The organism is Corynebacterium sp. KPL2861 (assembly GCF_040225475.1).
Lineage (GTDB): Bacteria > Actinomycetota > Actinomycetes > Mycobacteriales > Mycobacteriaceae > Corynebacterium.
Genome location: NZ_JBEHFW010000002.1, coordinates 249,522 through 262,441, shown reverse-complemented (window position 1 = coordinate 262,441; position 12,920 = coordinate 249,522). Strand labels below are relative to the sequence as shown.

At 60.8% G+C, this 12,920-nt stretch carries 11 protein-coding genes; 4 read left to right on the top strand and 7 right to left on the bottom strand.

The genetic code is table 11. The annotated features are described in order from the left end of the window. Positions 1 to 101 precede the first annotated feature (101 nt). Genes ABRP84_RS02825 through ABRP84_RS02815 form a run of 3 tightly spaced genes read right to left on the bottom strand, consistent with a single transcriptional unit; the run spans position 102 to position 3,750 of the window. Entirely contained in the window at positions 102 to 1,484 is a 1,383-nt protein-coding gene (locus ABRP84_RS02825) for a multicopper oxidase domain-containing protein (protein WP_349852643.1), read from the bottom strand. Further along, the gene (locus tag ABRP84_RS02820; protein WP_349852642.1) at positions 1,485 to 2,684 is read right to left on the bottom strand and encodes a beta-carotene 15,15'-monooxygenase; all 1,200 of its coding nucleotides are present in this window, start codon (positions 2,682 to 2,684) and stop codon (positions 1,485 to 1,487) included. It lies immediately after the preceding gene. Beyond that, positions 2,674 to 3,750, bottom strand: a complete 1,077-nt coding sequence (locus tag ABRP84_RS02815) for a DUF8744 domain-containing protein (RefSeq protein WP_349852641.1) — start codon at positions 3,748 to 3,750, stop codon at positions 2,674 to 2,676. The genes ABRP84_RS02820 and ABRP84_RS02815 overlap by 11 nt, the downstream gene beginning before the upstream one ends. 69 nt (positions 3,751 to 3,819) lie before the next feature. On the opposite strand from ABRP84_RS02815, the gene ABRP84_RS02810 reads away from it, so the two are divergent. The 4 genes from ABRP84_RS02810 to ABRP84_RS02795 all read left to right on the top strand — a co-directional run bounded on the left by ABRP84_RS02810 (position 3,820) and on the right by ABRP84_RS02795 (position 7,450). Then, entirely contained in the window at positions 3,820 to 4,080 is a 261-nt protein-coding gene (locus ABRP84_RS02810) for a DUF2249 domain-containing protein (protein WP_349852640.1), read from the top strand. Between the two features lie 84 nt (positions 4,081 to 4,164). Beyond that, entirely contained in the window at positions 4,165 to 4,926 is a 762-nt protein-coding gene (gene modA / locus ABRP84_RS02805; protein ID WP_349852639.1) for a molybdate ABC transporter substrate-binding protein, read from the top strand. Positions 4,927 to 4,929: 3 nt separating this feature from the next. Continuing rightward, positions 4,930 to 6,786, top strand: a complete 1,857-nt coding sequence (locus ABRP84_RS02800) for an ATP-binding cassette domain-containing protein (protein ID WP_349852638.1) — start codon at positions 4,930 to 4,932, stop codon at positions 6,784 to 6,786. Between the two features lie 4 nt (positions 6,787 to 6,790). After that, entirely contained in the window at positions 6,791 to 7,450 is a 660-nt protein-coding gene (locus ABRP84_RS02795; protein WP_349852637.1) for a helix-turn-helix transcriptional regulator, read from the top strand. Here the strand turns inward: ABRP84_RS02795 and thrB are convergent. From thrB to argS, 4 genes are all read right to left on the bottom strand, one after another. Then, entirely contained in the window at positions 7,437 to 8,366 is a 930-nt protein-coding gene (gene thrB / locus ABRP84_RS02790) for a homoserine kinase (RefSeq protein WP_349852636.1), read from the bottom strand. The genes ABRP84_RS02795 and thrB overlap by 14 nt on opposite strands. A gap of 23 nt (positions 8,367 to 8,389) precedes the next feature. Next, complete coding sequence (locus ABRP84_RS02785; protein ID WP_284782551.1) at positions 8,390 to 9,733, bottom strand: homoserine dehydrogenase; 1,344 nt, start codon at positions 9,731 to 9,733, stop codon at positions 8,390 to 8,392. Between the two features lie 178 nt (positions 9,734 to 9,911). Beyond that, positions 9,912 to 11,249 (bottom strand): diaminopimelate decarboxylase, encoded by a 1,338-nt coding sequence (gene lysA, locus ABRP84_RS02780; RefSeq protein ID WP_349852635.1) that lies wholly within the window; start codon positions 11,247 to 11,249, stop codon positions 9,912 to 9,914. Then, entirely contained in the window at positions 11,250 to 12,902 is a 1,653-nt protein-coding gene (gene argS, locus ABRP84_RS02775) for an arginine--tRNA ligase (protein WP_349852634.1), read from the bottom strand. Positions 12,903 to 12,920 lie beyond the last annotated feature (18 nt).

Sequence of the window (12,920 nt, the reverse complement as noted above, 5' to 3'; positions counted from 1 at the left end):
GCGCTCACGGTAAGAGGTGGAACTACCTCTCGGCAGTGCCCTGGTGAGCGCGAAGGGCGGGGGACGAAGGGCGGGGGTGGGGACAGAAAGCTAAGAACGCGTTATTCGGTGACGACGAACTTGCCGTGCTGTCCCTTTTCCGCGTTAGTCATGATGTGGTTGACAAAGGAATACGTTCCAGGCTCGTTGAAGGTCATCTCCACGAACCCGCCTTGTGCGGGGAGCAGGTCGAGGGCTTGCGAACCGGTCTTATCCTCGTCCTTGATGAGGTAAGCACCTTCCTTATAGGCAGTATCGAATTGCTCGCCCACCACGTGGAAGCTAAGCGGCTGATCGGGGCCCACGTTCAGGATCCACAACCGGACGGTATCGCCCACCTTGGCCTTGATGGGGTCGACGTCGTACTGGCTGGGGTAGTAATTAAAGGCCATGAGGTCGAAGTCGCCGTCGGCCACGCGCTGGGCATCGGCGCCGGTCTTTTCTTCGCCCAGGAAGACATCGTTGGCGATGAAGTTGTACTCGGCATCGACGTCCTTGAGGTCTGGCGGATCGATGATGACGTTGCCGGCCATGCCGTTGGCGATGTGCAGGGACATCGGGGCGGTTGAGCAGTGGTACATCCAGATTCCGGCGCGATTCGCGGTGAATTCGTAGGTCAGTTCTTCCCCGGGCTGGATGGACTTCATATTTTCATCCGGGTTGACCTCACCGGCGTGGAAGTCGATGGAATGGGCCATGCTGCCCTCGTTCTTGATGGTGATCTTGAACTTATCGCCCACCTTGCCGCGCAGCGTCGGCCCTGGCGCCTGGCCATTAAAAAGCCATTGCATCTGCTTAACTCCTGGGGCTACCTCAACGATTTCCTCGGTCATCGACCAGGTTTCTTCGTGCGTGGTGGTATTAGCCGCCGGCGCCAGGGAGGCGTCATAGGCGCTAAAACCTTCGCGGGAGGCACCGAGTTCGGCGGCGCTCGGAACATCAACGTGCGGGTTGGATGCCCCTGCCACGGCGTGGTGGTGATCGTGCCCGCCGGTGCTTGGCGCGGAATCGTCCACGTTGACGTCAAAGGTCATACCTTGCAGGCGGTGACCGGCAATGGTGCAGTAGCCTTCGATGCTGGATTCGATGACACCGGCATCGAGCTGCACGGTATCGCCGGGATCAACGCGGCCGGTTTCGGCATCACCAATCTTTAGATCGTGGACTTGGTCCCCGGTATTGGTGAAGTTAACCACCAAGTGGGTGCCGGGATCGATATCAACGTGGTTGGGGACGAAGGCCATACCATCGACTTCTACGTCAATGGTGTGGGTTTCACCTTCGGCAACAGAGCCCGCCGGTTGAGAGTCCTTAGAGGTGGTATTGACTAGGGCGAGCGCGATCACCGCGGCCAGCGCGATACCGATAAGTAACCACGAGGCCCATTGGGAGTTACCGGACTCCGGCGGCTTATCCTGTGGCTGTGGGGAAGAAACACTAAGCATTTAATTCTCCAGATTCTGTTGTTGGTAGACGGCGCGTCCCACGGCAAGCACGTTTAATGCTAAGCCTATCCCCATGAGGATAAGCCCAGCAGAAAGGGCGTTGACAAGGCTCAGCAGGGCGCCGAGGTTGATGAGGACGAGTCGGGCAAAACCGGCGCGGTCCGCGGTATCCCGGCCGTGGTGCACCTTGGCAGGACCGCCTCCCACCAGCGTGGGCAAGAGATGGTGCAAGACGCCGGTGACCAGCTGCAAAATGCCGCCGCCGATGAAGGCCGGAACCACAAACAGCGTGATGACGCGCGGGTAAGCGCCGAGCGCTGCGGCGACGGCATCGCCGGCGCACAGGGCCACCATCCACAGCAGTCCTGCGATAACGGATACCGATGCTGTGGTGAGCCGGGGGTTGCACCCCAGCACAGTGGCCAGTACCGGTTGGATGATCATAATTGCAGCTAGCACGACAAGCAGCTGGGCGATGCCCGCCGCGCGCGTCCACCCCACCGCGCCACAGACCATGGTCAGTATTAGCCCGGTGCAGTGGACGATGAGCCCGCGTGTGCACCGCATCCGCGCGGTAGGCGAAATCGCGGTATTAGACAAGGTGGGAAGCAGCGTCACGATGGTGCCCACTATGGTCAGCCATGCAAACCCCCAGACCATGCCGCGCGAGTGGGCGGCCACGAGGAAGGAATAGTTGCCCACGCCATTGCCGCTTAAAATCACGAGGATTACAGAGGCGATCATGAAGATGGAGGCGGCTGCATAAAACGGCACCGTCACCGCAAACGATCCAGAAAGCGATCCGCGCAAACGCGTGTAGATAAAAACGAGCTGCCAGGCTAAGGCGGCGATGATGAGGAGGGAGGCGGCATCGGCAAGCAGGCCCCAGTCATACCCCGTGCGATCGATAATGAGCAGGATAAGGCCCACCTGGATGAGCGCCACGCGCGCGCCTACTCCCCGGTATCCGTTATTGGCGGTGCGGGTAAGAGCCTCGGTGAAGTGGGTGGAAAATACGATGATGGCGGTGGTCAGCGCGCCGATGGTCAGCGGGTGGATGAGATCCCACCACACCACGGGCGCGCCCAGGTGGCCCGCCACGTTGATGCCGATGCCGATGAGTACCCACGCGCCGATAAGCGCAGCGGTCAGGATGTGCCAGCGGCTGCGGGCGGCCAGGGAGATGTCATTAATGTGCACGGCGGGCCTCCTTCACCGTCAAAGTAATGCCGCAGGCGAGGAAAACCAAGACGGCGGCGAGGGTCGTCAGCCCACCTACCTGGTAGGCGACGGTGTGGCGGGCGACATCGGCAAGCATGCGCAGCGCCAGCCCGCCATGCAGGACCGCCACGGGAAGGAAAAGCACCGGGTGGTAGGCCAAGCGGCGGCGGATGACGGAGGTAATGATGATGGGGGCATGGGCGAAAATCATGGATATGACAAAGCCCAAAAAGATGGCGTGGACGGAGGCATCGTAGGCAAAGCCGGAGCTTTCGCCGTAGAGCAGCCAGAAATAGCCGCCGAGGGCCAACCAGAAATACCCGGCGAGCATGCACGCGGCGGAATAGCGCGGCAGCCCGCGCGAGCGCACTAGGTTCTTCGCCACATCGACGCGCACGGTAGAAACCGCAACGCCGATAAGTGCCACGCCCATCGCGCGGTAGCCCACTGCCGGGGAAAGGACATACACCACGCTGAGCGCCGCCAATCCCAAAACCCACAGCGTAATCCGCTTTTCTGCCTGTGTGCCGGCCATGGTGATGCGGGCAAGTTCCATGCGCTCGCCGATGATCGTCGCCACCACGTAGAGCACGCACAGCGGCATCGCAGTAGAAAATCCCGGCACCATGGCCCACAGCAGCGCCGCCGCTACCCCGCCGATGACGCCGGTGGCCTGCACGATGATGGCCAGGGCGGGCTGGCGCCGGTGGATGGTGGCATAAATAAACCCCAGCACTATGAAGCCTGCGGCAAAACACAAAGCCGGGACCTGCCGCGGCAGGCCTGCCACGATGCCCACGAACCCGGCGACGTGGAAGATGGGCCCTACCCAGGCCCAGCGCGTGCGCACGGCGACGGCGCGCTCCAGCCCGATGGCGCCGCCGACAAAGCCAAAGACCATTAAGGGGCCATGATCTGCGGCCACGGAAGCTGCCGGCGAGAACCCCACGCCGAGCAGGGATGCCCCCGCGGCGAGCCCAACCAGCAAGGACAGCCCGGCGCAGGCGAGGAAGAAGAAGCGGTGCGCGAGCCTATTATTTATCACGGTTTTAATCGTACTAATATTGGTGGCAAGGTAAAACTTCACCCCACCTCCGAAAGGATGACCCTCCCCATGGAACTTCGCATCACTGATGCCTCCCAGCAGAACTCCATCCCAACTCTCAATGCCTCCGAAATCCCCCACGCCGTGCGCCACGGCGCCATTCACGGCGCTTTGGGCACCCTGAACGTGGGCCAAGCCATGATCCTCATCGCCCCACACAACCCCATCCCACTCCTCAAGGAGGTAGAAGAGCGCGAGGAAAATTTTGAGCTGTCTTACCTCAAGGAAGAGGAAAACGACTATCACATCAAATTCACGCGAATTTCGTAGTGCATTTCCGTGAAAATGGTTAAGGTATGTGCTGATAACTCCATTTCTCGTACATTGTTGCCCACATAACAAGGAGCATTCACTTTGAATAAGAAATTTGCCGCAGCCGCAGTAGCCGCGACCGGCCTGGCGCTCTCCGCCTGCTCTCCCGATACCTCCACCAACTCCGATTCAGAGGAGACCAGCTTGAACCTCTTGGCTGCATCGTCCACCCGCGTCATCAACGATGAGCTGGAAAAGCGCGCCTCCGAGCTCGACACCCCGGTTGACCTCGAGTTCCAAAATGGCGGTTCCTCCGACTTGGTCAATAAGCTCAGCGAGGGCGCTCCTGCTGACCTGCTGCTTACCGCGTCCAAGAAGACCATGGACAAGGCCATCAGCGAGGGCACCGTAAAGGACCCGAAGGTGCTTGCCACCAACGTCATGGTGATGGTTGTGCCGAAGGGAAACCCGGGCAATATCCACTCCATCGAGGATGTACAGAACGAGGACCGCTTCGTCCTCTGTGACCCGCAGGTTCCATGTGGCGATATTTCTTCCCAGATCATCGAAGAAAACAACCTGGACGTAAAGCCCGCCTCCCAGGAGCAGCAGGTCGCTGACGTGCTGGGCAAGGTCGTCTCCGGTGAGGCCAATGCCGGCTGGGTCTACTCCACCGACGCTGCGGCCGCTGGCGATGACGTCGAGGTCATCGAGATCCCGGATGCCGATAAATTTGCCAACCAAATCCTGGGCGCCGTTTCCGCCGAAGCTGAGCACCCAGAAGAGGCACAAAAGGTCCTCGACCTGTTGGCCGATGACTTTGATAAGACCTGGGAAGAGTACGGCTTTAACCCAGCAGATTAATCAATGACCCCTCCCCAGCCCATTCGTCTTCAGTCTCCCCTCGTTATCGGCCTTATCGGCCTCATCGCGGTCGTTGTTATCCTCGTTCCCGTAGCCTCGCTGGGTCTGCGCGTACCGTGGGACCGCATCGGCGAATACCTCGCCAAACCGGAGATTTGGGACATGCTCAAGCTGTCCTTCACCGCGGCATTCCAATCAATGCTGCTGGCGATGGTACTGGGGACCGGTCTTGCCTTATGGGTCCAACAGCTTGGCCGGGGCAGCGGCGTTATCCGCCTATTCATCTATTTGCCCCTGGCCATGCCACCCGTGGTGGGCGGTTTGGCGCTGACCGCCGCCATTGGCCGCCGGGGCTATTTGTCCCCGCTTCTAGACGCCATCGACTTCCATTTTGCTTTTGCTTTCCCGGGCGTCATCGCCGCGCAGTGCTTCGTCGCCTTGCCCTTCGTCGTGGTGGCGGTCGATTCCGCCCTGCGCCAATTGGATCAGGAGATTTTGGCCTCTGCCGCCAGCATAGGCCTTTCCCGCTGGGAGGTACTGCGCAAAATCACCATCCCCTCCATCGCCCCCGCCCTTGCTACCGGCGCCGGCCTTGCCTTTGCCCGGTCCCTCGGCGAGTTCGGCACCACGCTGACCTTCGCGGGCTCCCAGCCGGGCGTGACCCGCACGATGCCGCTCGGCATTTACTTGGAGCGCGAGGTCGATACCGATGGCGCCTACGTGCTCTCCGCCATCCTCATCGCGATGGCGATTGTCTGCCTCGCCCTCGCCGGGCTGCCCTCGCTCCTCCAGCGTTCCTATCAGGCGCAGGCCCGCGAGCTGCACAGCATGGACTACGAGAAACTCCGCGCCCTGACCGCCCCGGATAATGCCCCTGCCCTATCCGTCACGGCGGATGGGGAGACGACTGAATTTACTCCGCGCGCGATCACCACCATCGTCGGTTCCAATGGATCGGGTAAAACCACGCTGATGAGCCGCATCGCCGGGCGTCTGACCGGCGCGGAGATTAGCGCCAACCAGGATGACATCGTCCTGCTGACCCAGCGCCCCGGCCTGCCGCCGCAGGCTACCGCCAACCAAGCCATCGCGATGGTCACCCGCGATAAGCAGCGCGCCACGCAGTTGCTGGAGGCTGCGGGCTTGCGTGAGCTTAACGATGTCCCCGTGCCAGCCCTTTCCGGCGGCCAAGCCGCCCAAGTCGCCTTCGTCCGCGCGCTCGCCGCGCGGCCCGCCATCCTGATTCTAGATGAGCCCTTGGCGGCCATCGACGTGGAATCCGCCAGCAAGTGGCGCCGTTTCCTGCGCGCCACCCGCCGCGACCGGACCACGCTGCTGGTGACCCATAATGCACTGGATATTGCTGGGCTTGCCGATGACATGGTGGTCATGAATTCCGGCAACGTCATCGCCCACGGCTCGGCTGCGGATTTACTCGATGTCCCGCCCACCGGCTTCGTGGCTTCCATCGCCGGGCTCAACCGCGTAGAAGGTACCGTCAAAGCCGCCACCGCTACCGAGACCATCGTCTCTTGCGGGAGCACAACCATCACCGGTGACGCGAGCGATCTCCGCGCCGGCGATACGGTAGCGGTCACGTTTAAGCCAAGCGACGTGCACCTTGCCTCTGAAGCCTCTACCGGGGTCAATCGCTGGTCCACCAAGGTCATCGCGGTGGAAGCGGCCAGCATGGCGGATGCCCGGCTGAGCCTGGATATGGGCGGGCACACGATTACCGTGCCGGTGAGTAGGCAAGTAGCTTTAGGTATAGATACGGGCGATACCGTATCCTATAGCGTGGCTAAAGATAAGATTTCTGTTAATCAAGCCCCTCATCAGCACTCAGAGATACGAAGTTAATCGCATGCCTAATTCGCTCCCCCGCCCCAGTTCCGACCTTTTCCCAGAAGCACTCAAGCTATCGCCTAAGCAGCGCGAGGTGCTCACACAGCTTCAGCACTACCCGCGGGGAGCCCGTGCGGCGGAGGTAGCAAAAGATTTAGGCATGCACGTCAATACCGCACGCGGGCATATCGATGAGCTCATTCATGTCGGTGCCGTGACCGCCGTTCCAGAACACAGCACTGGGCGCGGGCGCCCGTCCCTGATTTTCCAGGCGCGCGTGCCAGATAACCGCGCCATCGCAGACGAATACGTCAGCCTCATTAGCGTGCTAACCACCATGCTCGCGGGCAAAGAAGAGCTCGATGATTTCTCTTCCCCACAGGCCCGGGAATTGGGGCGGCAGTGGGCGCGCGCCACGGGCGCGGACATTCAAAGCGGGGCGCTCGATACCCTTTTTGCCACCCTGCGCGATATGGGTTTTGATCCCTCGCAGGGCGCGGATCCTTCCGAAATCGAGCTGAATGCCTGCCCGTTCGTCTCCTCCGGAACCACCCCGAGCCCCTTTGTCTGCGCCATACACGCTGGCTTTTTACAAGAAGCCAGCGGTACGGACACGGACATCGCCTTAACGCCGATGCAGCGCCCCGAAGTGTGCCAAATCGAAATTAAGCCTGCGTAACTTCCACGCGCACTGGGCCCGCGACCTTGAGATCGAAGACCCGCAGGCCCTGCTCGCGGGCATCATCAAGAATGCTCTCGTCGATGTCCTCCGTGTGCAGCACCATCACCGTTGGCCCCGCCCCGGAAAGATAGGCGGCGTATCCGCGGTTGCGCAGGCGGTTCACCCACTCCGCAGTCACCGGCAGCACGCCGGCGCGATACGGCTGATGCAAGCGGTCCCGGGTGCCTTCCCACAAAAGTTCCGGGTAGTTCTGCAACGCGGCTACCTGGACGGCGGTGCGAGAGACGTTAAAGGCGGCATCGGAATGCGTCACGTGCGAAGGCAGCACGCGGCGCACCGCCTGGGTGGAAGCGTGGGAATCCGGCACCAGCGCGGTCGCCCGAATATCGGGATGCACGTTGATGGTAGCGGCCTTGTATTCCGGCAAGGAGCGGCCATCGACAGGCACCGTCGTCCACGAGACCACGGCGCTGCCCAGTACCGAGGCCGCGGCATTATCCGGGTGGCCCTCAAACGCCGAAGACAATTGCACGAGCTGTTCTTGGGTTAGCGGGCTGCCCGCCAAGGCATTGCCCGCGGCCACGCCAGCGACCGCCGTAGACGCCGAAGAACCCAGGCCGCGCGATTGGGGAATCGTATTATGCGAGACCACGCGCAGCCCCGGCACCGTAGCTTCGGCGGCCGATAGCGCGGAGCGAATAGCTTTAACCATCAGGTGCGAGCCATCCAGCGGGAGGTCTTCTGCCCCCTCGCCAAAAATCTCCACCTCAAGGCCGGAGGGAATGACCTCCACCTCGGCGGTGTCATACATGCTCAATGACATGCCGAGGGTGTCATATCCCGGCCCCAAATTCGCCGTGGAGGCGGGGACGGTGACTATCGCTTTGGTGCCGACTTCAACTTCGATGCTCATGGTGACTAATATATCGAACCGGTTTAGCTGCCTAGGCGGATGACCGAGTGAACGGCCTTGACCTCATCGAGCTCGCCCAAGGCGGAGACGATGTTTTCCAGGGTCGCTTCCTTGGCGGCGTGGGTGACCACGATAAGGCGCGCGGTATCCTCGCCGTCTTCTTGGCGCACGGTGCGCAGGGATACCCCATGTTGCGCGAAAAGCGCGGAAATAGCTTCCAAGACGCCGGCGCGGTCCTGGACTTCCATATCGATGTGGAAGCGGGTATCAACCTCGCCGAAGTCCGCAATCGGCAGGTTGGCGTAGGTATTCTCGCCAGGCGCGCGGCCGCCGTGGACGATATTGCGGGCGGCACCGACGACATCGCCAAGCACGGCCGAAGCGGTGGGGTTGCCGCCGGCACCATTGCCGTAGAACATGAGCGAGCCGGCTGCCTCTGCCTCGACGAAGATGGCGTTATAGGACTCGCTGACAGTAGCCAGCGGGTGCTCCTTGGCCACCAAGGTCGGGTGCACGCGCGCGTTGACCACTTCGGATCCATCCTCGCGGCGCAGGCGCTCACAAATGGCCAGCAGCTTGATGGAATAGCCGGCATCGTTTGCCGCGGCAATATCGTCTGCCGTGATATCGGTAATTCCCTCGCAGTGCACGTCCTCGAACTTCACGCGGGTGTGGAAGCCGATGGAGGCCATGATGGCGGCCTTGGACGCCGCGTCGTGGCCCTCCACGTCCGCGGTGGGATCCGCCTCGGCATAGCCCAAGCGGGTGGCTTCCGCCAAGGCCTCGTCATAGGTGGCTCCGGTGGATTCCATGGCATCCAAGATGTAGTTGGTCGTGCCGTTGACGATGCCGGAGATGCGCTCAATCTGGTCGCCCGCCAGGGAGCGGCGCAGCATACCCACGACGGGGATGGCTGCGGCCACGGCGGCTTCAAAGTACAGGTCAACGCCGGAGCGTTCCGCGGCCTCGGCCAATTCATCAGCGTGCGCGGCAACGAGCGCCTTATTCGCCGTGACCACGGATTTACCGGAATTAAGCGCGGTCAAAACCAACTCGCGCGGGAAATCGATCCCGCCGATGACCTCCACCACCAAGTCGATATCATCGCGGGAGATCAGTGCCTTGGCATCATCGGTCAACAATTCGCTGGGCACGCCCGGGCGCAGCTTGTTTTTATTCTGGATGGCGATGCCACGGATCTCTGCTGGCCCACCGATGCGATGAGCAAAGGCATCCGCATTTTCATCTAAGAGGCGGAAAACTTCCGCGCCCACGGTGCCGAATCCAAGCAGCGCGATGCCAACGGTTTCGCCTTCACCCTTGCCGGTACGCGAATGTAGCTGTAGCTCACTGTTTGAAGCATCCATAGTCCGTCTCCATGTCGATTTAGTGGTGGAAAATGTCTCCCGCTTTAAGCGGCTACAGGTCACTATACAGAACGAGCTGTCTATATTGCGACATGCGGGGGATAATATTCGTTTAGCTACAGAAAACCCCCGCCGCACGGGCAAATTGCAGCCCGTGCATTGCGGGGGTAGTACTGGCTTAATCTACTTCCAAGGACAAGAGGTCCTCGATGGTTTCGCGCCGCAACATGGGTTTGGTATTTCCCACACGCGTTGCAACCACGGCTGGGCGCACCGCGCCGTTGTACCGCGACGACATCATGTACTGATACCCGCCGGTGGCCGCGAAGGCGAGCAAGTCTCCCGGCTGGATATCATTGGGCAATTCGCCTTCCTCCAGCAAAATATCGCCGGATTCGCAGTGGAAGCCCACGATGCGCGAGGGCACCATCTCGCCATCGCTAAAACGGTTCACCAGGCGCACATCGTATTCCGAACCATAGAGCGCGGGGCGGATATTATCGGACATTCCCCCATCGATGGAGATGTACCGGCGCACCGGCAAATCGGCCTTGCCGGTTTCCACGTCCTTGACCGTACCCACGCGGTAGACGGTCACGGCAGAACCCGCCACCAAGGAGCGCCCTGGCTCCACGAGGAGGAACGGCGCCTTAATGTCGAGTTCTTCCGCAGTCTGGTCCACGGCCCGCAGCATGTCCTGGGCCACGCGGTCAATATTCAGGGCTTCCTCATAAGGCATATACGGAATACCAAAGCCGCCACCCAAGTCCAGCTCGGCTAGGTCAACGCCCAGCTCAGTGTGGATTTGACGGTAGAGCTCCAGCACTCGCTCGGCGGCGAGTTTGAAGCCCTCGGCATTGAAAACCTGGGAGCCTACATGGCAGTGCAAGCCGCTAAGGTGGAGGTTGTTCACCTCAAGGCAACGCTTCGCAGCGGCGAAGGCCGCGCCCGTGGCCAGGGAAATACCGAATTTCTGGTCCTCGTGCGAGGTAGCGATAAATTCGTGGGTATGCGCGTCCACACCCGGCTTTACGCGAATCATTACCGGCTGCACCACGCCTGACTCGCCGGCGATGCGATTGAGCTCTTCGAGCTCCTGCTCATTATCGATGACCACGTGGCCCACGCCCGCATCCACGCACAGGCGCAGGTATTCCTCATCTTTGTTATTGCCGTGCGCCGTAATGCGCACGGCTGGGAACTCTGCGGCGAGCGCAATCTTTAACTCATTGAGCGCGGCGGCATCGAGACACAGGCCCTCTTTGTTGACCCACTGCACTACCTTTTTGGAAATAAACGCCTTGGAGGCATAGTGCACGTGATCAGGCCCACCGAAGGCACGCGCCATGTCCTGGCAGCGCGAGCGGAAGTCGTCCTCATCAAAGACGTAGAGCGGGGTCTGGAATTCCTCTGCCAAATCCGGCAAGGGCACTTCCGCTACGGTAACTACGCCGTCTTCCTGGCGGCTCGCATTCCGCGGCCACACGTGGGCGGGAAGCTCATTGAAATCAGCCATTTACATCTTCTCCGGTGCGCTCACGCCAACCATAGTCAAGGCATTGGACAGGACGACGCGGGATGCTTCCGCCAATGCGAGGCGTGCGCTGTGAATGGGCTGCTGTTCCTCCCCTGCCTTGGGCAAAACCTGACAGGTGTCATAGAAACGGTGGAATACGCCAGCCAACTCTTCGACATAGCGCGCCACGCGGTGCGGCTCGCGCAGTTCCGCGGCATCTGCCACTACGGCAGGGAACTCACCCAAAGTGCGGATAAGGTCGCCCTCGCGCTCATGCTCCAGCAGCGACAGGTCTGCGCCCTCGGAGCTAACCCCCAACTCCGCAGCCTTGCGCCCAATCGAGCACAACCGGGCGTGCCCGTATTGCACGTAGTAGACCGGATTATCCGAGGACTGCGACTCCCACAGGCCCAGGTCGATATCGATGGACTGATCCACGGACGAGCGCACCAGCGAATACCGCGATGCATCGACACCGATGGCGGCAACCAAATCCTCGATGGTGATCACGGTGCCCGCGCGCTTGGACATGCGCACCGGCTTGCCATCGCGCAGCAGGTTGACCATCTGGCCAATGAGCACTTCGACGCCATCGGCGTCATAGCCCAAGGCGGCTGCCGCAGCCTTCAGGCGCGGGACATAACCGTGGTGGTCAGCGCCCAGCATGTAGATATTGAGATCGTGACCGCGGTCGAATTTATCGGCCACGTAGGCGATATCGCCGGCGATATAGGCAGCATTACCGTCCGATTTCACCACGACGCGATCCTTAGAATCGCCATAATCGGTGGACTTGAGCCACCACGCATTGTCCGCCTCATAGAGGTGGCCTTCAGACTTCAGGGTCTCAAGCGCCTTGTCTACTGCCCCAGATTCAAAAAGCGAATTTTCGTGGAAGTAGACATCAAAATCCACGCCGAATTCATGCAGGGACTGCTTAATCTGGGCAAACATCATCTCCACACCATCGGCGCGGAAGGCCTCTTGTACCTGCGCAGCATCGCCCTCGAGCGCGCTTGGATTCTTTTCCACAACCGCGTTTGCGATATCGCGAATATAATCTCCGCCGTAGCCATCCTCCGGCGTGGGCTCGCCTTTAGCTGCGGCAACAAGGGAGCGCGAGAAGCGATCGATCTGGCCGCCGTGATCATTGAAGTAATACTCGCGGGTGACCTCCGCACCAGAAGCCGTCAGTACCCTGCCCAGCGAATCGCCGACGGCGGCCCAGCGCGTACCGCCCAAATGAATCGGGCCGGTGGGATTGGCAGATACGAATTCCAGGTTAATTTTCTTGCCCGCAAAGGAATCATTGGATCCGTAGTCCGCTCCTGCCTGCAGAATCTGGGCAACAATCTCGCCTTGGGCAGCGGCGGCTAAGCGGATATTAATAAATCCTGGACCGGCAATATCGGCCTCCGCAATAGCATCGTGCTGGGCCAACTTTTGTGCTAACCAGCCACCAAATTCGCGCGGATTCGCGCCGGCCTTCTTGGCCACCTGCAGTGCAAGGTTGGTGGCATAGTCACCGTGTTCTGGGTTGCGGGGGCGCTCTACCGTGACAGATTCCGGCAATACGGACGCGTCTAGGTCATGTTCTGCCATGACCTCGGTGGCGGATTCTTTAACTAAGGTGGCCAAATCAGCTGGAGTCATGTGGCAAGAGTCTAGTTC

What these genes read in the sequence shown, in the direction of transcription:
- lysA (WP_349852635.1), bottom strand. Translation starts at nt 11,249, where the DNA reads ATGGCTGATTTCAATGAGCTTCCCGCCCACGTGTGGCCGCGGAATGCG.
- ABRP84_RS02825 (WP_349852643.1), bottom strand. Translation starts at nt 1,484, where the DNA reads ATGCTTAGTGTTTCTTCCCCACAGCCACAGGATAAGCCGCCGGAGTCC.
- ABRP84_RS02785 (WP_284782551.1), bottom strand. Translation starts at nt 9,733, where the DNA reads ATGGATGCTTCAAACAGTGAGCTACAGCTACATTCGCGTACCGGCAAG.
- ABRP84_RS02795 (WP_349852637.1), top strand. Translation starts at nt 6,791, where the DNA reads ATGCCTAATTCGCTCCCCCGCCCCAGTTCCGACCTTTTCCCAGAAGCA.
- argS (WP_349852634.1), bottom strand. Translation starts at nt 12,902, where the DNA reads ATGACTCCAGCTGATTTGGCCACCTTAGTTAAAGAATCCGCCACCGAG.
- ABRP84_RS02800 (WP_349852638.1), top strand. Translation starts at nt 4,930, where the DNA reads ATGACCCCTCCCCAGCCCATTCGTCTTCAGTCTCCCCTCGTTATCGGC.
- thrB (WP_349852636.1), bottom strand. Translation starts at nt 8,366, where the DNA reads ATGAGCATCGAAGTTGAAGTCGGCACCAAAGCGATAGTCACCGTCCCC.
- ABRP84_RS02810 (WP_349852640.1), top strand. Translation starts at nt 3,820, where the DNA reads ATGGAACTTCGCATCACTGATGCCTCCCAGCAGAACTCCATCCCAACT.